Raw genomic sequence first — 17,912 nt, 5'->3', positions numbered from 1 at the left:
CGATGCCCTCAGCCGGCGAGTTCCTTGCCGCGCCGGGTGGCGGCGGCGACGGCTTCCACCATCAGGGGCGGAAAGCCGCGGCCTTCATCCATGAGAACGGCCAGCGCTGCCGCGGTAGTGCCGCCCGGCGAGGTCACGTTCTGGCGAAGCGTCGCGGCAGAAAGATCGGACTGGTCCATCAATGCCCCCGCGCCGGCCACAGTCGCGCGGGCGATGCGGGCCGAGAGCTCCGCCGGCAGACCGGCGGCCGCGCCCGCCTGCGCCATCACCTCGGCGAGAAGGAAAGCATAAGCGGGACCGGAGCCGGAGACGGCGGTCGCCGCGTCCATCAGCGCCTCGTCATCGATCCATTCGACGATACCGATGGCGCCGAGCAGCGCGGCGGTGAGATCCTTCTGCGCCTGTGTCACGCCCGGCGAGGGCACCGCGACGCTCACCCCGCGACCGATGGCGGCGGGGGTGTTGGGAATGGAGCGGACGATCGCGGCATTCGCGCCGAAGATGTCGCCCATGAATGCCATGGTACGCCCGGCCATCACCGAGACGACAAGGGTGCCCGGCTTCACCAGCGAAGCGACCGCCGGCAGCGCCTGGGGGGCGACCTGCGGCTTCACCGCGAGGAGCAGGACCGACGGCGCCGCGATAGTGTCTAGCGCGGGATTGACCGAGACACCTTTGGCCACGAGCGCCGACGCCGTTTCGGCCGTCAGGTTGGGATCGAGCACCACGGCCTTGTCCGCCGGGAGCCCCAGCTTGAGCCAGCCTTCCAGCATGGCCGAGCCCATCTTGCCGCAGCCAAGCAGCACCACCGGACCAGACAGGGATTTCAGCACGCTCTCGCTCATGACCGCCTCTTGAACCGGACCGTTCTGCAGGCACGTCCGCGCCCGCGGGCCCCGCAGAGGACATCACATAGAGAAGGCTCACGCCCCGCGCCACACCGGCGGCGGGGATCGCACCCAAAGCATGGACCCGGAGGGCCGGCTGCCGCCGGCCCTGGTGGCGCGGCTCAGGCCTCGCCGACAGTCTCGAACATGGCCGTGTCCATGGCCTCGCGGGCGGTCTTGCCGGCCCAGACCACGAACTGGAAGGCGGGATAGTAGCGCTCGACCGCATCGACGGCGGCATCGAGGATGGCCTCGCACTGCCGGTCCGAGGCGGTGGCGCCGCCCGCCAGCACGAGCGCATGGCGGAACATGATGACGCCTTCCTGGGACCACATGTCGAAATGGCCCAGCCACATCTGCTCGTTGACGAGAGCGAGGAGCTTCAGCACCTCGGGGCGACGCCCCTCCGGCACCTTGAAGTCGAAGGCGCAGGCCACGTGGAGCGCCTCAAGCTCATCCATCCACTGGAACGAGACATGGCAGTCCGTCCAGCGGCTGGCGAGCGAGAGGGTGATCTCGTCTTCGTCGGAGCGCTCGAACGACCAATCACGCAGAGCAGCGAGCTGCTCCACGAGATCAACGGGGTTCGCCGGCGTATCGGCTTCGATGTCGATGAGAGACATGGCCTCGACCTCGCGGTGTGAGGAACGCGGAGAGGGTCGAAAGCGGCACTCCGTGTGACAGGCCACGGGCAGACAGTAGCCAGGGCATGCGCAGGCGGCGTGCCGTTCGGAGGCTCGCCGTCAGGACATGTCCCGAAAGAGCGTGTCCTTCAAGAGAGCATCCTGGCGAGGCTGCGCCCCGTCGTATCCGAGCGCTACGACGAACTGGCTCCGAATCGCCACGAAAATCAGTATATCGCGGGTAAAGTTTACCCCGCTACGACAGATTGTGTGTGCGCCACCCGTTCAGTGCCCTTTTGTCGCAGGGGCGGGATGTCGCCGAATATTCCGCTGCGGAAGGTGTCAGGCAGCTCCGCCGGGCACTTCGGTCTCCGGGCCGGTGGGGCCGGAAGCCGTGGGATGGGTGTGGATGCGCAGGTTCGCCTCCAGCACGGCGATGCGGGCGGAGAGGCGCTCATTCTCCATGCGGGCCTCGGCGACCATGTCCTTCACAGCCTCGAATTCCTCGCGCTTCACAAGGTCCATGTCGCGCAGGAAGCGCTCCATCTGCGACCGCATGACCGTCTCGGCCTCGCGGCGGACCCCCTGGGCCACGCCCGCGGCGTCGTTCACGAGACGCGCCATCTCGTCGAAAAGGCGGCCGGTGGTCTGGGTCATGGAAGCCTCCTGAGGCCAAGCAGCTGCGTGCCGTCACGGCAAAATCGATCCGGCAAGACCGGTGGGCCGAACATGGCGGCAGGGAGCGCAGGACGCAAGGGTGCAGCGCAACATTGCACGATTACCTCCCACGGTCGCTGCCGCCAGCCTTCCCGACTGTAGCCGATCCAGAATGGCTCACCCCAAGTACCGTGCGGCTGGCGCTGGCGCGAAATGAGGAGCGCATCCTCGCCCTCGTGACTGCGCTTGAGAGTCCGCGCTTCCGCGGCTTGCTCCTCCGGTTTCGCCCCCGAGCCACCACATGACTTAAGGGAAATCATGACGCGACCCAAGGCGCCCACGCCAGCGGCTTGACGCGCTCCGGCCGGTCGCGGCACATGACGGCGCCGGTGCCGCCATACGGGGAAACGATGCCCACCCTCGCTTTGCCCTTCCCCGCCATCGATCCCGTGCTGATCCAGGTCGGCCCTCTGGCCATCCGCTGGTATGCGCTCGCCTATATCGCCGGCCTCGTCATCGGCTGGCTGCTGGCGCGGCGGCTGGTCTCCCGGCCGGCTCTGTGGGGCGGCACCTCGCCCATGACGCCGCAGGATCTCGACGATGCGCTGTTCTGGGCGACGCTGGGTGTGATCCTCGGCGGCCGGCTGGGCTATGTGCTGTTCTACAATCCGGCCTTCTTCGCCCAGAACCCGGCGGACATCTTCGCGGTGTGGAAGGGCGGCATGTCGTTCCACGGCGGGCTGGCGGGCACGCTCTTCGCCCTCGTGCTGTTCGCCCGCTCCCGCGGCATCCCGGTCTTCTCGATGCTGGACGTTGCCGCCGTCGTGGCGCCCATCGGGCTGTTCTTCGGCCGCCTCGCCAATTTCATCAATGGGGAGCTGTGGGGCCGGCCGGCGGATGTGCCCTGGGCCATCGTCTTCCCCCACGGCGGGCCGCTGCCGCGCCATCCGAGCCAGCTCTACGAGGCGGGGCTCGAGGGCATCGTCCTCTTTCTCATCATGCTTCTGGTGGTGCGCAGCGGTGAGCTGAAGCGCCCCGGAGTCGCCGCTGGCATCTTCGGCATGGGCTACGGCATCGGCCGCATCATCGGCGAGTTCTTCCGCGAGCCGGACGTGCAGCTCGGCTATCTCGCCTTCGGCACCACCATGGGCATGTGGCTTTCGGTGCCGCTGGTGCTGGCCGGGCTCGGGCTGCTCCTTTACGCGCTGAAGCGCAAGCCGGCGCCGTGACCACGCCGCTCGAAGAGGAAATCCGGCTGCTGATCGCCGCCGAGGGCCCCATGCCCGTCAGCCGCTACATGGCTCTCTGCCTCGGCCATCCCCGGCACGGCTATTATGTGACGCGTGATCCCCTCGGCGCGCGTGGCGACTTCACCACCGCCCCCGAGATCAGTCAGATGTTCGGCGAGCTGATCGGCCTGTGGGCGGTGGCTGCCTGGCAGCAGATGGGCATACCCGACCCGTTCCGGCTGGTGGAGCTCGGCCCCGGCCGCGGCACCCTCATGGCCGATGCCCTGCGCGCGGCGCGCCTCGTTCCGGCGTTCGGCGCAGCGGCGCGCATCCATCTGGTGGAGACGAGCCCGGTGCTGCGCAAGGCGCAGGCGCGTGAGCTCGCGGCGCATGAGGAGCGGACCGGCGAGCGGGTCTCATGGCACGCCAGGATCGAGGACGTGCCCGCCGGGCCGGCTATCGTGCTTGCCAACGAGTTCTTCGATGCCCTGCCGGTAGATCAATACATATGGACCGACGCGGGCTGGCATGAGCGCAAGGTCGGCATCGATGCCCAGGGACAACTCACCTTCGGCCTCGACACCGCCCCCTCCCGCATGGCGCCGGCCCGCGCCGCCCACCTGCCGCCGCCCGCGCCGGGCGCCGTGCTGGAAGTGATGGAGAGCGGCCCCCCGCGCGCGCTTGCCGGGCGCATCGCGGCCGAGGGGGGGATCGCCCTCGCCATCGATTACGGCCATGCCGGCGGCCATGGCGACACATTGCAAGCGCTCAAGGCCCACCGCTTCGCCGATCCCCTTGCCGATCCCGGCGAGGCCGATCTCACCGCCCATGTGGATTTCGCCCGCCTTGCCCTGTTGGGGCGGGAGGCCGGCCTGAAGGCGTTCGGGCCGCTGGAGCAGGGCGATTTCCTTGCTCGCCTCGGCCTTGCCGCGCGTGCCGACCGGCTGATGCGCAATGCGGCGCCCAATGCAGCGGCCGCCGTCGCCGCCGCAGCGCGCCGCCTCGCCGGAACGGGGGATGGCGAGATGGGGCGGCTGTTCAAGGTGCTCGCGCTCGCCCATCCTCACCTTGGCACGCCGCCCGCGTTCGACCCGTCCGAGGAGTTCAACCGATGAAGATCGAGGCGCCCCTGCTCAGCGCCCTGCCCGGCATCCGCCATGCCTTCTTCATCCGGCGGGGCGGCGTCTCGCAGGGCATCTATCACAGCCTCAACGGCGGCACCGGTTCCAATGACGATCCCGCTGCCGTGGCGGAGAACCGTTCCCGCATGGCCGAGGCACTGGGCGTTGCGCCCACGCATCTCCTCGCCTGCTGGCAGGTCCATTCCGCCCACGCGGTCGTGGCCACCGAGCCGTGGACCCGCGAGACCGCGCCCAAGGCCGATGCGGTCGTCACCGCGACGGCGGGCATCGCCGCCGCCATCTCCATCGCCGACTGCGGGCCGATCCTGTTCGCCGATCCCGGCGCGCGGGTGGTGGCCGCCGCCCATTCCGGGTGGAAGGGGGCGGTGGGGGGCATCGTCGCCGCGACCGTCGCCCGCATGGAAGAACTGGGCGCGCGGCGGGCCGACATCCGCGCCGTCATCGGGCCGCTGATCCGCCAGCCGAGCTACGAGGTGGGCGAGGAGTTCGTCGGGCGTTTCCTCGCCGAGGACAAGGGCTTCGCCCGCTTCTTCGCCCCCGCCGACCGGGCGCATCATTCTCTGTTCGACCTGCCCGGCTTCATCCGTCTCAGGCTGGAGCAGGCGGGCGTGGGGCAGGTGGAAGACCTCGGCCTCGACACCTATACGGACGAAGAGCGCTTCTTCTCCTATCGCCGGACCACCCACCGCAAGGAGCCGGACTACGGCCGGCTGATGGCCGCCATTACCCTCGCCTGACGTTGCGGAAATGCCAATGAAATCCTCCGATGCCGTCCTGCTCATCGTCCCCGGCTGGCAGGGCTCCGGTCCCGACCACTGGCAGAGCAGATGGGAGCGCAGCCTCTCCGCCGCCCGGCGGGTGATGCAGGCCGACTGGGACCGGCCCGACCCGAACGAGTGGCCGCGCCGCCTCGCCGAGGCGGTAACGGCAGCGGAAAAGCCGGTGGTGGTGATCGCCCATTCCCTCGGGGTGCCCACCCTCATCCATGCCGTGCCGCTGCTGCCGGCGGGCAAGGTGAGGGCGGCCTTCCTTGTTGCCCCGCCTGACCTCCATCGGGCAGACATCGACCCCGCCATCGCCGGCTTTGCCCCGGTGCCCACGGCGCCCCTGCCCTTCCCCTCCGTTCTGGTTGCGAGCCGAACTGATCCCTACTGCGACTACCGCCGCGCCGAAGGCTTCGCGCTCGACTGGGGCGCGGCGATCGTCGATGCGGGCGACGCGGGGCATATCAATGCAGATGCAGGCTACGGACCGTGGCCGGAGGGCTCAGTGCGCCTGCTCGGTCTCCTCCAGTCGCTGGACTGAGGCAGGACAAGGCTTAAGGAGCCATCAACCACATCACGCGGCCGGCGCTGCCCTTCCGGCATTTCCTGCAGCCGTTAACCGCACCTTAACCGTTTTTCTGGACCCGCCCGCCATTTCCCGCTACCCCTTCGGCGACAAGCTCAACGCCGGGAACCGTCATGCGGGTATCAGAGGCAGTGGTTCAGGACGCAGCAGCCGAACACGCGGGCTTTTCCCGCGCCGCACGCCGCGTCATCTCCCCACTTCGCCTTGCCGGGCTGGCCCTGTGCCTCGCCCTCGGCGCCTGCCAGACCGACGGCTCGGGCATGGCGAGTTCCGGCAGTGGCGGCGCGGTCGCCTTCGACAGCATCGACGGGCCGCCCCAGGCCACCTTCGAAAAGCTTGTGGGCCAGCTCAATTCCGAGGCGGAGACGCGGCGCGTGGCTGTGGCCTCCCGCTCCAGCGGTGCCGCCTACCGGGTCAAGGGCTACCTCGCCATGCACGTCCAGAAGGGCAGCGCCACGGTGGCCTATGCCTGGGACGTGTACGACCGCAACCAGAACCGCGTCGCCCGGCTTTCCGGCGAAGAGCCGGCCGGACGGGTGAAGGGCAAGGTTTCGGACGGCTGGGCCGCCTGCGACGACAAGGTGCTCGCCCGCATCGCCGACAAGTCCATGGCCAGCCTCGCCGAGACGCTCGGCGTCGGCGGCACGGCGCCCGCCCCCGTTGCCACGGCCACCGCCGCCGCACCGGCGGCGCAGGAGGAGAAGCCCGCGGCGTCGGAGCCTGCGATCCGGCCCGACCCCGCCGGAGTGCCCGTGGCGGCCCTCGAAACGTCCGGCACGGTCCTCGGATACGCCGCGAACTGACCGGGCGGCACGACATTCCAGCAACAGCCGACGCGGACGATGGGGTGGCCCCGCCTTCTGCCACGCCGTGGCTCTTTACAACATTGTGACGGGCCGCCTATCAGAGCCGGACAAGTCTCGTTTCCGACCCTTCGATCAGGCCCGGTGCCGGGCGGAGCGTCCCAATGTCAGCGGAGAACGGTCCCATGAAGCTCGTCGCGGGCAATTCCAACCGCGCGCTCGCTGAAGCCATCGCCGCTTATCTTGCGACGCCGCTCACCAAGGCGGTGGTCCGCCGCTTCGCGGACATGGAGATCTTCGTCGAGATTCAGGAGAACGTGCGCGGACAGGACGTGTTCGTGGTGCAATCCACCTCGTTCCCGACCAACGACCACCTGATGGAGCTGCTCATCATCATCGATGCGCTGCGCCGCGCCTCGGCCAAGCGCATCACGGCGGTGCTGCCCTATTTCGGCTACGCCCGCCAGGACCGCAAACCCGGCCCGCGCACGCCCATCTCCGCGAAGCTGGTCGCCAACCTCATCACCCACGCCGGCGCCGACCGCGTGATGACGCTGGACCTGCATGCCGGGCAGATCCAGGGCTTCTTCGACATCCCGACCGACAACCTCTATTCCGCGCCCGTGATGGTGCGGGACATCAAGGAGCGGTTCGACACCTCCAACGTCATGGTGGTCTCGCCGGACGTGGGCGGCGTGGTCCGCGCCCGCGCGCTCGCCAAGCGCATCGATGCCCAGCTCGCCATCGTCGACAAGCGCCGCGAGCGGCCGGGCGAGAGCGAGGTGATGAACGTCATCGGCAATGTGGAGGGCCGCTCCTGCATCCTGGTCGACGACATCGTCGATTCGGGTGGAACGCTGGTGAACGCGGCGGATGCGCTGCTCGCCCGCGGCGCCAAGGAAGTCACCGCCTACATCACCCATGGCGTGCTTTCCGGCGGCGCGGTGGCGCGCGTCACCGCGTCCAAGCTCAAGGAACTGGTGATCACCGATTCCATCCTGCCCACCGAGGCCGTGCGGGTGGCGCGGAACATCCGCGTCGTCTCCATCGCCACCCTCATCGGCGAGGCCATCGCCCGCACCGCGCATGAGGAATCGGTCTCCAGCCTGTTCGACTGATTCAGTCCCCAGGAGAGGCGCCCGACCCGTTCGCCTCTCCTTCCACCTCGCCCTTGCGCTGCAGCCACAGCATGACGAGCCAGCAGGTGGAAGCCCAGGCGGCGCCAAGCGCCCAGCCGCCGACCACGTCGGTGGGCCAGTGCACGCCCAGATAGATGCGGCTGATGCCGACGATGACGGTGATCGCCGCCGCCCCACCCAGGAGGAACAGCTTCACCCGCGTGCGCTTCTGCGTGCGGGCGAGCAGGGCCGCGAGGGTCAGGTAGACCACCGCGGCGAGCATGGCGTGGCCCGAGGGAAAGCTCTGGGAATAGACCGACATGCCATGGGGCACGAGGTCCGGCCGGGGGCGGTCGAAGCCCCATTTCAGGCCCTGCGACAGGATCGTGCCGCCCGCCACCGACACCGCCACGAGCAGTGCCGCATGACGCTTGCGGGTGAGGATGAGGAAGAAGATCACCGCCAGCGTCAGCAGGGTCAGCACGCTTGTGCCGCCGAGCGCGGTGAGATCGCGCATCATCTCCTCCACCCAGGGCGGACCGAGGGGATCGGACGGATCGGCGGGATTGCGCAGCGCGAGGAGGATGCCCCGGTCAAGGTTGCCGGGCGGGCCTTCCGTCACCTCGTCGGCCACGACGAGGAAAAGATAGAAGGCAAAGGCGATGAAGCCGACGACGACCAGCGTCGCCCGCTCCATGGTGCTCACCGAGGCGAGCAGCGGGCCGACGATGGGAAGGCCTTCGAGACGGTGAAGGCCGCGCTTCAGCAGGGAGGGAGGGGGCATATCGCTCACCCGGCAAGGTTTGGCCGGAGCCGGGGCGGGCGTCAACTCCCCCAAAGGAAAGGGCGACGCCGATGCCGGCGCCGCCCTTTCCGCATGAAGAATGCGAGGTCGCTCAGGCGGCCTGCTGCTTCGGGCGCACCTCTGCGGAATAGGAATCCATCAGCTGATGCGTGATTCCCGAGGGGGTGAAGGTCCAATCCGCGATCGAGCCGACCGGGGTCACCTCCGCCGCCGTGCCGGTGATGAAGCACTCCGAGAAATCGGCCAGCTCCTCCGGCTTGATGTGACGCTCGACCACCTCGATGCCGTGGCGGCGGGCGATATCGATCACGGTGCGACGGGTAAGACCGTCCAGGAAGCAGTCCGGGGTGGGGGTGTGGATCACCCCGTCCTTGACGAAGAACACGTTGGCGCCGGTGCACTCGGCCACGTAGCCGCGATAGTCCAGCATCAGCGCATCGGCGAAGCCGCGGCGCTCGGCCCGGTGCTTGGAGATGGTGCAGATCATGTAGAGGCCGGCGGCCTTGGCCCGGCAGGGGATGGTCGCCGGATCGGGACGGCGCCACTCGGACAGATCGAGGCGCAGGCCCTTGAGGCGCTGCTCGGGATCGAAATAGCTCGGCCACTCCCACACGCCGATGGCGAGGTGGATGGTGTTCTTCTGGGCGGCGACACCCATCATCTCGCTGCCGCGCCAGGCGACTGGGCGGATATAGGCGTCGACGAGGCCGTTCTTCTCGAGCGTCGCCTTCTTGGCGGCGTCGATCTCGCCAATCGTGTAGGGGATGGTGAAGTCGAGCATCTCGGCCGACAGGCGCAGCCGCTCGGAATGCTCGGCGCTCTTGAAGATCTCGCCGCCATAGGCGCGCTCACCCTCGAACACCGTGCTGCCGTAGTGCAGGCCATGCGAGAGCACGTGCAGCTTGGCATCGGCCCACGGCACGAAGACGCCGTCGTACCAGATCCAGCCGTCGCGTTGGTCGAAGGGGACACCCTGAGCGCTCATCTTCTCAACTCCTGTTCAGACCGCGTCGTGCGCGCGGCTTCCCCCCTGCGTCACCGCAGCTTTCCAGCGGTCCCGCATGGGGATATCTTTACGCCTGCTTGGAAAGCCGGCAAAGCCGCGAAACGACCGAACCGGCCGGGCGATGCCCGCGACCGATCATTTCGTGGAACACGCTCTTTGGGTAACGATCAAAACGAAAAAAGTCAACATGGCTGACATAAATTCCGCGCTCGCTTTGTCGGACGCCCCCAAGACCGCTGCTGATGCCCCCCCTCCTGCTGCGGCCGAGGCCGCGCCGCTGGTGGATTTCGTCGAGCTGCTGTTCTTCGCCTATCGCGATTTCGTGGCCGATCCGGATGAGATCCTGGCGCCCATCGGCTTCGGGCGCGCGCACCATCGCGTGGTCCATTTCGTCAACCGGCATCCGGGGATGCGAGTCACCGACCTGCTCGACATCCTGCGCATCACCAAGCAGAGCCTCGGCCGGGTGCTGCGGGAACTGGTGGATGAAGGCTTCGTCGAGAGCCGGGCCGGCGCCTCGGACCGGCGCCAGCGCCTGCTGTTTCCGACCGCGAAGGGCGAGACCCTGGCGCGCCAGTTCGTGGCCCTGCAGAGCCGGCGCATCGAGACCGCGCTGGAGGCCAGCGGACCGGAGAGCCGGGACACGGTGCGGCGCTTTCTTCTCGCCATGATCGACCCGGAGGATCGCGTGCCCGTGGAGCGACTGATCGAGCGGGCAGACCGCGCGGCCCGGGCGCGGCGCGGGTGAGCGCATCCCGCACCGATCCAGCCATTGCCGCGCGTCCACCAGGAAACGAGACCCAGATGACCCTTCGCGCTTTCCGGGAGGCCCCGCGCCATGGCTGAGGCCGCGACCGCATCCGTCGCCCTCGCCGACGACGCCCCCCATCTGCTCGTGGTGGATGACGACAACCGCATCCGCACGCTCTTGTCGCGCTTCCTCACCGAAAACGGCTATCGCGTCAGCACCGCGGCCTCCGCCGCCGAGGCGCGGGCGCGGCTGGAGGGACTGGCCTTCGACCTTCTGGTCCTCGACGTGATGATGCCCGGCGAGAGCGGGCTCGACCTCGCCCGCGACATCAGGCGCGGCTCGGCCGTTCCCATCCTCATGCTCACCGCCCGCTCGGAAACTGCCGATCGCATCACCGGCCTTGAGGCCGGCGTGGACGACTATCTCGCCAAGCCGTTCGAGCCCCGCGAACTGCTGCTGCGCATCGGCTCCATCCTCAAGCGCGCGCTCCCTCCGCCGCAGAAGGCCATCGAGAGCGTGCGCTTCGGCGAGTTCGCCTTCCATCTGGAGCGTGGCGAGCTGACCCGAAACGGCGAGATCGTGCGCATCACCGAGCGCGAGCGCGACATGCTTCGAGCGCTGGCCGAGGCGCCCGGAGATACCGTGCAGCGCCTCGCGCTGGCGGGCGGCGGGGCGGCGAGCGAGCGGGCCGTGGACGTGCAGGTGAACCGCCTGCGCCGGAAGCTCGAGCGTGACCCCGCCAATCCCGTCTATCTCCAGACCGTGCGCGGCATCGGCTATCGGCTGGTGGTGACGCCTTGAGCGTGGCGGAAAGCCCTTCGGGTGTCCGGCACTGGGCGAAGCTGGTGCTCGTCTGGCTGAGGGACACCACCAACGGCTTCGCCGCCTGGTTCAACCGGGTGACGCCCAAGGGGCTCTATCCGCGCTCTCTGCTCATCATCGTCACGCCGATGGTCATCCTGCAGTCGGTGCTGGCCTTCGTGTTCATGGAGCGCCACTACAATGTGGTGACGCGCCGCCTCTCCGCCGCCGTCAGCCAGGACATCTCCGCCGTCGTCTCGCTCTACGATCTCCTGCCGAAGACCAACGATCACATCGCCCTGCGCACCTTCGCCTCGCGCAATCTCTCGCTCAACGTGGCGGTGCTGCCGCCCACCGATCTGCCGCCGCCGGGGCCGAAGCCCTTCTTCTCGGTGCTGGACGCCGCTCTTTCCCGCGAGATCGGCCTCAGGCTGAAGCAGCCCTTCTGGCTCGACACCGTGGGCCGCTCCATGCTCATCGAAGTGCGGGTAAAGATGGATGACGCGGTGCTGCGCATCTTCGCCCCGCGCAACGCCGCCTACGCCTCGAACTCCCACATCTTCCTCTTGTGGATGGTGGGCACTTCGCTGGTGCTGCTGGCCGTCGCCATCCTGTTCCTGCGCAACCAGATCCGCCCCATCGAGAACCTGGCCGATGCTGCCGAGGCCTTCGGCAAGGGCCGCGACGTGGAGAATTTCCGCCCGCGCGGCGCCCGCGAGGTGCGGCGGGCCGCCATCGCCTTCCTGGAGATGAAGCGGCGCATCGAGCGGCAGATCGAGCAGCGCACCACCATGCTCGCCGGCGTCTCCCACGACATGCGCACCATCCTCACCCGCTTCAAGCTCGAACTGGCCTTCCTGCCGGAGGGCGAAAGCGAGGCGCTGAAGAAGGACGTGGACGAGCTTCAGGGCATGCTGGAAGCCTACCTCGCCTTCGCCCGTGGCGACCCCGGCGAGCAGGCGGCCCTCACCGACATGGGCGAGCTGATCGAGGACCTGCGCCTCAATGCCGAGCGCGACGGCGCCACCGCCACCGCGAGCTTCATGGGCCCGCCGCTGGTGGAGGTGAAGGCCGACCAGCTCAAGCGCTGCATCGGCAACCTCGTGAACAACGCCGTGCGCCACGCCCGCCGCATTGCCATCTCCGGCACGCGGGATGCGCGCTACCTGATCGTGACCGTGGATGACGACGGACCCGGCATTCCCGAAGAGAAGCGCGAGGAGGTATTCCGCCCCTTCCTGCGCCTCGACGATGCGCGTAACCAGGATGCCGGCGGCTCCGGCCTCGGCCTCTCCATCGCCCGCGACATCGCCCGCGCCCACGGCGGCGACATCCAGCTCTCCGACAGCCCCATGGGGGGCCTCAGGGCGACGGTGCGCATCCCGGTCTAGCTCATTCTTTATGCATGCCCGAAGCTTGGGCTTGCCCCTCTTCGCCGGCTGATGGTCCACTGGAGGGATGGACAAGCTGCCCCCGCCTCCGCCCTTTCAGCCCTCGGATTTCGCCCAGACCCATCCGGGCCTCGCTTTGCTGCGCCTCGCCGCGCTGTTGGCCGAGGGGAGCGAGGCGGACGAGGAGACGCTCGACCTGATGTTCGAGCAGATGGAGGTCGGGGCGCTCGACGGCCTCGCTCCCGGCGACATCTGGGCGGAATTTTCCCGAGGGCTGATGGGCGCGCGGCCAGGCGCCATGGTGAAGGCGCTGCGCGAATGCGGCGTGCTGGAACAGCTCTTCCCCGAAACCTCCGCGGTCTTCGGCATCCCGCAGATCACCGACACCGCGGACGAGATCGACCTCGGGGTCCTCCTCGTCGCCTCGCTCAACGAGGCGGGGCGAAGGGCGGCGCCTCTGGAGGTGCGGGTCGCCCTGTTGCTGATGCACGCCGGGAAATCGGATTCTCCGCGCGAGCATCTGCCCGTGCACTATCGCCACATCGAGCGCGCCATCCCGCGCATCGCGGCCGCCTGTGACCGCTATGACGTGCCCGAGCGCTCCCGCGACCTTGCACTCCTGTCCCTGCACGAATGCGAGCGGGTGCAACGCGCCTCGCCGGTGCGCGCCGGGCCGCTGGCCGCCATGCTCGACCGCACCGGCGCCTTTCGCGATCCCGAGCTGTTCGAGGCGCTGCTGCTGGTCGCCACCTGCGATTATTTCGGCCACGGCGACCGCATGGGCGAGACCCACCCGAAGGTGGAGCTGCTGCGCGCCGCCCGCGACGCCTGTGCCAGCATCGATGAAGGCGGGCGCGACGCCGACGACATCGCGCTCGCCCGCGCGCAAGCCATTGCTACCGCGTTCAAATCCGAGCGCTGGGAAGAGGCGTGAGGATCAGAACAGGCGGCCGCCGTCCGGCACCTTAAGGCTCGGCGAGATCAGCACCACCGCGCCGTCCTCGTCGGGAAAGCCGAGGGTCAGCACCTGCGACATGAACGGGCCGATCTGGCGGGGCGGGAAATTCACCACCGCCGCCACCTGCCGGCCCACCAGATCTTCCGGCGTGTAATGCACTGTAATCTGGGCGGAAGACCGCTTCACACCGATCTCCGGACCGAAATCGATGGTCAGCTTGAAGGCGGGTTTCCGTGCCTGCGGAAAGGGTTCGGCGGCCACGATAGTGCCGACGCGGATATCCACCTTCAGGAAGTCGTCGAAGGTGATGACGGGGGCGGAAGGGCTTTCGTCGGACATGGCGGCCTGCTGCTGCGATACCTCCTTATAGGCCATCGGCGACGGCCTCCGCGAGCCCCGAAAACGCGGCATCAGCTTGACAGTAGAGGGGTCGCAAAATAGGAACCGAATGTTAACCATACCCGGGCGGGGGATCGGACAAGTGACTTTCAGGACACGCCTTTTTGCCGGCTTCATCGCACTCGCGACCCTCGGCCCTACCCTGCCCGCAACGGCGCAGGAGCAGGCCTATGACCGGGTTGGCCGCTGGTCCATCTCCGTCGTCTACGACGGTAACCGGTTCGGCTATTGTGCCGCCGACGTGGATAACGGGAAGGTGCAATTCCGCATCGGGACGGACGGAAAGTCTTGGCAGATCGGCGTGCCTTACTATGGCAATGTCTCCGGCCCGCTCGATGTCTATTACGGCTTCGGCGGCGCGGCCGAGATGGGCACCTTCCATGCGGAGGGGGACGGCTGGGCCTCCATGATGATCAACGACGATCAGCTCAACGCCTTCAGAACGTTACCGGAATTCTCTGTGAACCTGGATCGGGGCGAGCAGACCTTCAAGCTCGCCGGGGCCGCGCAGGCCATCGACAAGGCCCGTGAATGCGCGCGCAACAAGGGCCAGAAGGCCGCCCCGCCCCCGCCGGCTCCTCAGCAGAACGCGACCAACGGCAAGAATTGCCCACCCTTCGGCACCATCCGCTCGCAGAACAGCAACGCGCCTGTGAAGGTGATGTTCGTGAATCTCTCGAAGGTTCCGCTGAACATCATGTGGATCGACTTCAACGGCGAGTGGAAGAAATACCACACGCTGGCGCCCAATTCCAACGTCACCCAGCCCACCTACGGCACCCACCCCTGGATCGCCGTGGACTCCCGCGGCACCTGCCACGGCGGCGTCATGTACGGCAACCCCGCCTCCCGCACGGAGGGGGATAACATGTTCCAGATCTGGGACTGAGGGACCGACGACGCGACCGACCCGGCATGGCCTGAGCGGCCTGTGCCGGGGGTGTTTCACCGGGTTGCCGGTGGGGGTATCGGTGGGGTTCGGGTGGGGGTTCGGGAGAGAGTCAGTGGACTGCGCCGCGGCGAAGCGGTGTTGGCACAATGATACCCCTTTGTGTGCATCCAGTTTTCTGATGGCAGGTGACGGTGGACCGCCGCGCCGGCCTCGCGCGGACGGAGGCGACGCCTTGCGGAAGGCCCTCCTCGTTCTTACTATCTAAAGTAAGAAAATGCGGAGGCAGTCGTGCGCATCACATCCAAGGGCCAGGTCACGATCCCGGCGGACATTCGCGCCAAGGCCGGCCTGCTGCCAGATACCGAGGTGGAATTCAGCTTCGATGGGCAGGTCGTCACGCTGCGGCCTACACCCGGCCGCAAGGAAAGCCGCGGCGCGCGCCTTGTGCGGCAGATGCGCGGGCGAGGTGACGTCGCCCTTTCCACCGATGCCATCATGGCGCTGACGCGGAAAGGGTGATGGGCACGGTCTTTATCGACAGCAACATCCTGCTGGATGTGCTGACCGAAGACCCGAAATGGTTCGGCTGGTCCAGCGCCGCCCTTGCCGCGGCTGCGGATAGACATCGCCTCGTGATCAATGCAGTTGTCTATGCCGAAATCTCAGTAAGGTTCTCGCGCATCGAGGATCTAGAAGCTGCCTTACCGCCGCAGTTGATCGAGCGCGAGGCAATCCCCTTCGAGGCCGCATTCCTCGCGGGCAAATGCTTCCAGACCTATCGCCGACGCGGCGGCGCACGTACCTCCCCATTGCCGGATTTCTTTATTGGCGCCCATGCGGCTGTGGCGGGGCATGATTTGATGACGCGGGATGTAGCTCGGTACGAGACTTATTTTCCAACACTTAGGCTATTTTCGCCTCAATAAGGCATTCAGGAAATAGAACCAGAAACGCAAGCTCCGGCAGGTCATGATGAGTGACATCGACATACCATCGATAAAGCAAATGCTTTGGCACCGGATGCGGAGCGATTTGGTGGGGCTAATCCCATATTTTTCAGATAACGACCTCCTTTTATGCCCCACCTGCTTCAGGCGCCTTGGATTTGAAGATTTTTCGGTCGAACATATAATTCCCAAACAAGCGCTAGCGTGCGACCCGGCGGACGCACGGCTGGCTGTCCCGCAAAATGAGCGCAGCGGACTCACGTTATTATGCCGTCGCCCTCTAATTATAAATAAAAGAAGAATACCGGGAAATGGATGCAATAGCTGGAAGGGAAAACATTACGACCCTTCAATTCGAGAATTCATTCAATCCGACCTGAAGGAAAATAAAATTAGCACGCGGCATCAAATATCCTTGTTTTCGGTCGGATATCTAGCTCTATTCAGAAAATTTGGCTATCAGATCTCACTTCTACCTAGCGGACTTTTAATGAGATCCCAATATTTCAACCCCAATTCATTCATAAAAAATATACCGGTAACGTCTCAAATTATTTTAGCCGGTGAAAAAATATCGCAGTACAGCGATAGTGAACGAAATTATTGGAGTGAACCATTCAAAATCACAGTCAGTGAAACTTCTGCGCAAATTGTTATGCGGAACACATGCTTCTCGATGCCCTTAAGCCGAGATCCGAGCAAGCCGCTTGCAAGATCCGTACTTTATGTTCCTCCCAAATACACTTTCAGACCAGACCTAAGAACCGCTTTTGAATGAATATAGGCTCAGGTGGGAAAATCCGACTTTGGCGCTGGATGCATCCAACATCTGATTGCCCTTATGCCAATCCCTCACCCCTCAAACCGTTCCACAAACTCCGCCACCCTTCTGTCCACCCGTACATCCCGCCCCGTAATCGCCCGCACCAGCGAGAGCCCTTCCAGCGTCCGCGCGCGGGACAAGGCCACATAGGCCTGCCCGGGCGCGAAGGCGCCGTCGGCGAAGTCGATGCGGACGTCGGTGAGGGTGAGGCCCTGCGCCTTGTGCATGGTGAGGGCCCAGGCGGGGGCGAGGGGGAGCTGGGTGTAGGTGCCCACCACCTGCGCCTCCAGCCGGCCGCCGGGCTCGTCCCAACCGTAGCGGATGCGTTCCCAGGTGAAGGCCTCGATCTCCACGCTGGGACCTGAATCGAGCTTCACCAGCGCCGAATGGGGGCCGAGGCCGGTCACCGTGCCCACCGAGCCGTTCACCCAGCGCCGGGCGGGATCGTTGCGCAGGGCCATCACGCGGGCGCCGCGCTTCAGCACCAGCTTTTCCGCCACCGGCAGGCGGTCGCCCTCCAGCCCGAACTCGCCCTTGAGCAGCCCGCCGAATTCGCGCCCCTCGTCCGGCAAGGCGGCGAGGCCGCGGGCGTTGTAGGCGTCGGCGCGGGCGTTGGTGGGGGTGAGGAGCACGGGCTGCGCGCCGTCGCGGTGGGGGCGCACGCAGGCGTCGTTCAGCGCCTCCGCCGCCTCGCGGGCGCCACGGCCCCGGCGCAAGGCGTCGAGCATGGCGATGAAGGCGCGGTCGGTCTGGCGGTGGACGAAGGTGAAGGGCACGCCCGTCACCTCCCGCCCGTCCAAGGCCTTGGCATGGAAGGCGAACGGCCCCTCGTATCCCATGCGGCCCAGCATCTCCTGCTCGGCATAGGGCACCACGGGGGGCAGCTGGAGGAAATCGCCCACCAGCACCATCTGCACCCCGCCGAAGGGCTCGGAATTGTCGCGGGCGATGCGGAGCGAAATGTCCACGGCGTCGAGCAGGTCCGCCCGCACCATGGAGATCTCGTCGATCACCACCCGGTCGAGCTTCTTCAGCAGGCGCCGCACCTGCGCGCGGGGCTTCACCTCGTCCGGGTTCATAAGGCGGGGCGGAATGCCGAAGAAGGAATGGATGGTCTGCCCGCCCGCCTGCAGCGCGGCGACGCCGGTGGGCGCGAGCACCACCTGCCGGCCGCGCGGGGCCTTGCGCAGTTCGTGCAGGAAGGTGGTCTTGCCCGTGCCCGCGCCGCCCAGCACCATGATGAGCGGCGCCTTCGCCTCGATGGCGGCGAGCGCCCGCCCGGCGGCTTCCGCGCCGGGGGTGTCGGCTGGAACGGGCAGATCGCTCACGG

Annotated in this window: 20 protein-coding genes; 13 read left to right on the top strand and 7 right to left on the bottom strand. The window is 67.0% G+C overall.

Features of this window, described 5'->3' with window-relative positions:
- Nucleotides 1-8: 8 nt before the first annotated feature.
- The 3 genes from proC to XAN126_RS25955 form a co-directional block, all read right to left on the bottom strand.
- A complete protein-coding gene (gene proC / locus XAN126_RS0102855) occupies nt 9-845 on the bottom strand; it encodes a pyrroline-5-carboxylate reductase (RefSeq protein ID WP_024277093.1) in 837 nt (278 codons plus the stop codon).
- A gap of 164 nt (nt 846-1,009) precedes the next feature.
- Nucleotides 1,010-1,510, bottom strand: a complete 501-nt coding sequence (locus XAN126_RS0102850) for a YbjN domain-containing protein (RefSeq protein ID WP_024277092.1) — start codon at nt 1,508-1,510, stop codon at nt 1,010-1,012.
- Between the two features lie 342 nt (nt 1,511-1,852).
- Nucleotides 1,853-2,167 (bottom strand): accessory factor UbiK family protein, encoded by a 315-nt coding sequence (locus tag XAN126_RS25955; RefSeq protein ID WP_024277091.1) that lies wholly within the window; start codon nt 2,165-2,167, stop codon nt 1,853-1,855.
- Between the two features lie 410 nt (nt 2,168-2,577).
- On the opposite strand from XAN126_RS25955, the gene lgt reads away from it, so the two are divergent.
- The 6 genes from lgt (at nt 2,578) to XAN126_RS0102810 (ending at nt 7,809) form a co-directional block, all read left to right on the top strand.
- On the top strand, nt 2,578-3,396 hold the full coding sequence (gene lgt, locus XAN126_RS0102835) for a prolipoprotein diacylglyceryl transferase (RefSeq protein ID WP_024277090.1): 819 nt from the start codon (nt 2,578-2,580) through the stop codon (nt 3,394-3,396).
- Nucleotides 3,393-4,511, top strand: a complete 1,119-nt coding sequence (locus XAN126_RS0102830; protein ID WP_024277089.1) for an SAM-dependent methyltransferase — start codon at nt 3,393-3,395, stop codon at nt 4,509-4,511. Before lgt ends, XAN126_RS0102830 begins: the two co-directional genes overlap by 4 nt.
- Nucleotides 4,508-5,275 (top strand): peptidoglycan editing factor PgeF, encoded by a 768-nt coding sequence (pgeF, locus tag XAN126_RS0102825; RefSeq protein WP_024277088.1) that lies wholly within the window; start codon nt 4,508-4,510, stop codon nt 5,273-5,275. Before XAN126_RS0102830 ends, pgeF begins: the two co-directional genes overlap by 4 nt.
- A 16-nt stretch (nt 5,276-5,291) precedes the next feature.
- Nucleotides 5,292-5,843 (top strand): alpha/beta hydrolase, encoded by a 552-nt coding sequence (locus XAN126_RS0102820; protein ID WP_024277087.1) that lies wholly within the window; start codon nt 5,292-5,294, stop codon nt 5,841-5,843.
- Between the two features lie 158 nt (nt 5,844-6,001).
- On the top strand, nt 6,002-6,691 hold the full coding sequence (locus XAN126_RS0102815) for a hypothetical protein (protein ID WP_155982197.1): 690 nt from the start codon (nt 6,002-6,004) through the stop codon (nt 6,689-6,691).
- A gap of 164 nt (nt 6,692-6,855) precedes the next feature.
- Nucleotides 6,856-7,809, top strand: a complete 954-nt coding sequence (locus tag XAN126_RS0102810; protein WP_024277085.1) for a ribose-phosphate pyrophosphokinase — start codon at nt 6,856-6,858, stop codon at nt 7,807-7,809.
- Nucleotide 7,810: 1 nt separating this feature from the next.
- Here the strand turns inward: XAN126_RS0102810 and XAN126_RS0102805 are convergent, their stop codons facing one another.
- Nucleotides 7,811-8,593: a phosphatase PAP2 family protein gene (locus XAN126_RS0102805; RefSeq protein ID WP_024277084.1), complete on the bottom strand. Its 783-nt coding sequence runs from the start codon at nt 8,591-8,593 to the stop codon at nt 7,811-7,813.
- Between the two features lie 112 nt (nt 8,594-8,705).
- A complete protein-coding gene (locus XAN126_RS0102800; protein ID WP_024277083.1) occupies nt 8,706-9,599 on the bottom strand; it encodes a branched-chain amino acid aminotransferase in 894 nt (297 codons plus the stop codon).
- Between the two features lie 208 nt (nt 9,600-9,807).
- Between XAN126_RS0102800 and XAN126_RS0102795 the strand changes: the two genes are divergently transcribed.
- The 4 genes from XAN126_RS0102795 (at nt 9,808) to XAN126_RS0102780 (ending at nt 13,497) form a co-directional block, all read left to right on the top strand.
- Complete coding sequence (locus XAN126_RS0102795; RefSeq protein WP_024277082.1) at nt 9,808-10,368, top strand: MarR family transcriptional regulator; 561 nt, start codon at nt 9,808-9,810, stop codon at nt 10,366-10,368.
- Nucleotides 10,369-10,458: 90 nt separating this feature from the next.
- A complete protein-coding gene (locus XAN126_RS0102790) occupies nt 10,459-11,172 on the top strand; it encodes a response regulator (RefSeq protein WP_024277081.1) in 714 nt (237 codons plus the stop codon).
- Nucleotides 11,173-11,216: 44 nt separating this feature from the next.
- A complete protein-coding gene (locus XAN126_RS0102785) occupies nt 11,217-12,563 on the top strand; it encodes an ATP-binding protein (RefSeq protein WP_245272344.1) in 1,347 nt (448 codons plus the stop codon).
- Between the two features lie 67 nt (nt 12,564-12,630).
- On the top strand, nt 12,631-13,497 hold the full coding sequence (locus XAN126_RS0102780) for a tRNA nucleotidyltransferase (protein WP_024277079.1): 867 nt from the start codon (nt 12,631-12,633) through the stop codon (nt 13,495-13,497).
- 3 nt (nt 13,498-13,500) lie between these two features.
- Here XAN126_RS0102780 and XAN126_RS0102775 read toward each other — a convergent pair whose 3' ends face one another.
- Complete coding sequence (locus XAN126_RS0102775) at nt 13,501-13,860, bottom strand: tRNA-binding protein (protein ID WP_024277078.1); 360 nt, start codon at nt 13,858-13,860, stop codon at nt 13,501-13,503.
- Between the two features lie 142 nt (nt 13,861-14,002).
- Between XAN126_RS0102775 and XAN126_RS0102770 the strand changes: the two genes are divergently transcribed.
- The 3 genes from XAN126_RS0102770 (at nt 14,003) to XAN126_RS0102760 (ending at nt 15,738) form a co-directional block, all read left to right on the top strand.
- Nucleotides 14,003-14,809, top strand: coding sequence for a hypothetical protein (locus XAN126_RS0102770; protein WP_024277077.1), 807 nt, complete (start codon nt 14,003-14,005; stop codon nt 14,807-14,809).
- A gap of 291 nt (nt 14,810-15,100) precedes the next feature.
- The gene (locus tag XAN126_RS0102765; protein ID WP_024277076.1) at nt 15,101-15,331 is read left to right on the top strand and encodes an AbrB/MazE/SpoVT family DNA-binding domain-containing protein; all 231 of its coding nucleotides are present in this window, start codon (nt 15,101-15,103) and stop codon (nt 15,329-15,331) included.
- Nucleotides 15,331-15,738 carry a type II toxin-antitoxin system VapC family toxin gene (locus XAN126_RS0102760; RefSeq protein ID WP_024277075.1) on the top strand — a complete coding sequence of 136 codons (408 nt, stop codon included), beginning with the start codon at nt 15,331-15,333 and terminating at the stop codon, nt 15,736-15,738. Before XAN126_RS0102765 ends, XAN126_RS0102760 begins: the two co-directional genes overlap by 1 nt.
- Before the next feature lie 873 nt (nt 15,739-16,611).
- Here the strand turns inward: XAN126_RS0102760 and XAN126_RS0102755 are convergent.
- Complete coding sequence (locus XAN126_RS0102755; RefSeq protein WP_024277074.1) at nt 16,612-17,910, bottom strand: DEAD/DEAH box helicase; 1,299 nt, start codon at nt 17,908-17,910, stop codon at nt 16,612-16,614.
- Nucleotides 17,911-17,912: the final 2 nt, after the last annotated feature.

The sequence above is a fragment of the Xanthobacter sp. 126 genome (genome assembly GCF_000526175.1).
GTDB lineage: Bacteria > Pseudomonadota > Alphaproteobacteria > Rhizobiales > Xanthobacteraceae > Xanthobacter > Xanthobacter aminoxidans.
The sequence above is the reverse complement of the archived record's forward strand: the minus strand, read 5'-3'. Positions and strand labels throughout refer to the sequence as shown.

Bases quoted from the DNA above. Each gene is read 5' to 3' on its own strand.
- proC (WP_024277093.1), bottom strand. From the start codon at position 845: ATGAGCGAGAGCGTGCTGAAATCCCTGTCTGGTCCGGTGGTGCTGCTT.
- XAN126_RS0102850 (WP_024277092.1), bottom strand. From the start codon at position 1,510: ATGTCTCTCATCGACATCGAAGCCGATACGCCGGCGAACCCCGTTGAT.
- XAN126_RS25955 (WP_024277091.1), bottom strand. From the start codon at position 2,167: ATGACCCAGACCACCGGCCGCCTTTTCGACGAGATGGCGCGTCTCGTG.
- lgt (WP_024277090.1), top strand. From the start codon at position 2,578: ATGCCCACCCTCGCTTTGCCCTTCCCCGCCATCGATCCCGTGCTGATC.
- pgeF (WP_024277088.1), top strand. From the start codon at position 4,508: ATGAAGATCGAGGCGCCCCTGCTCAGCGCCCTGCCCGGCATCCGCCAT.
- XAN126_RS0102820 (WP_024277087.1), top strand. From the start codon at position 5,292: ATGAAATCCTCCGATGCCGTCCTGCTCATCGTCCCCGGCTGGCAGGGC.
- XAN126_RS0102815 (WP_155982197.1), top strand. From the start codon at position 6,002: ATGCGGGTATCAGAGGCAGTGGTTCAGGACGCAGCAGCCGAACACGCG.
- XAN126_RS0102810 (WP_024277085.1), top strand. From the start codon at position 6,856: ATGTCAGCGGAGAACGGTCCCATGAAGCTCGTCGCGGGCAATTCCAAC.
- XAN126_RS0102805 (WP_024277084.1), bottom strand. From the start codon at position 8,593: ATGCCCCCTCCCTCCCTGCTGAAGCGCGGCCTTCACCGTCTCGAAGGC.
- XAN126_RS0102800 (WP_024277083.1), bottom strand. From the start codon at position 9,599: ATGAGCGCTCAGGGTGTCCCCTTCGACCAACGCGACGGCTGGATCTGG.
- XAN126_RS0102795 (WP_024277082.1), top strand. From the start codon at position 9,808: ATGGCTGACATAAATTCCGCGCTCGCTTTGTCGGACGCCCCCAAGACC.
- XAN126_RS0102790 (WP_024277081.1), top strand. From the start codon at position 10,459: ATGGCTGAGGCCGCGACCGCATCCGTCGCCCTCGCCGACGACGCCCCC.
- XAN126_RS0102780 (WP_024277079.1), top strand. From the start codon at position 12,631: ATGGACAAGCTGCCCCCGCCTCCGCCCTTTCAGCCCTCGGATTTCGCC.
- XAN126_RS0102775 (WP_024277078.1), bottom strand. From the start codon at position 13,860: ATGTCCGACGAAAGCCCTTCCGCCCCCGTCATCACCTTCGACGACTTC.
- XAN126_RS0102760 (WP_024277075.1), top strand. From the start codon at position 15,331: ATGGGCACGGTCTTTATCGACAGCAACATCCTGCTGGATGTGCTGACC.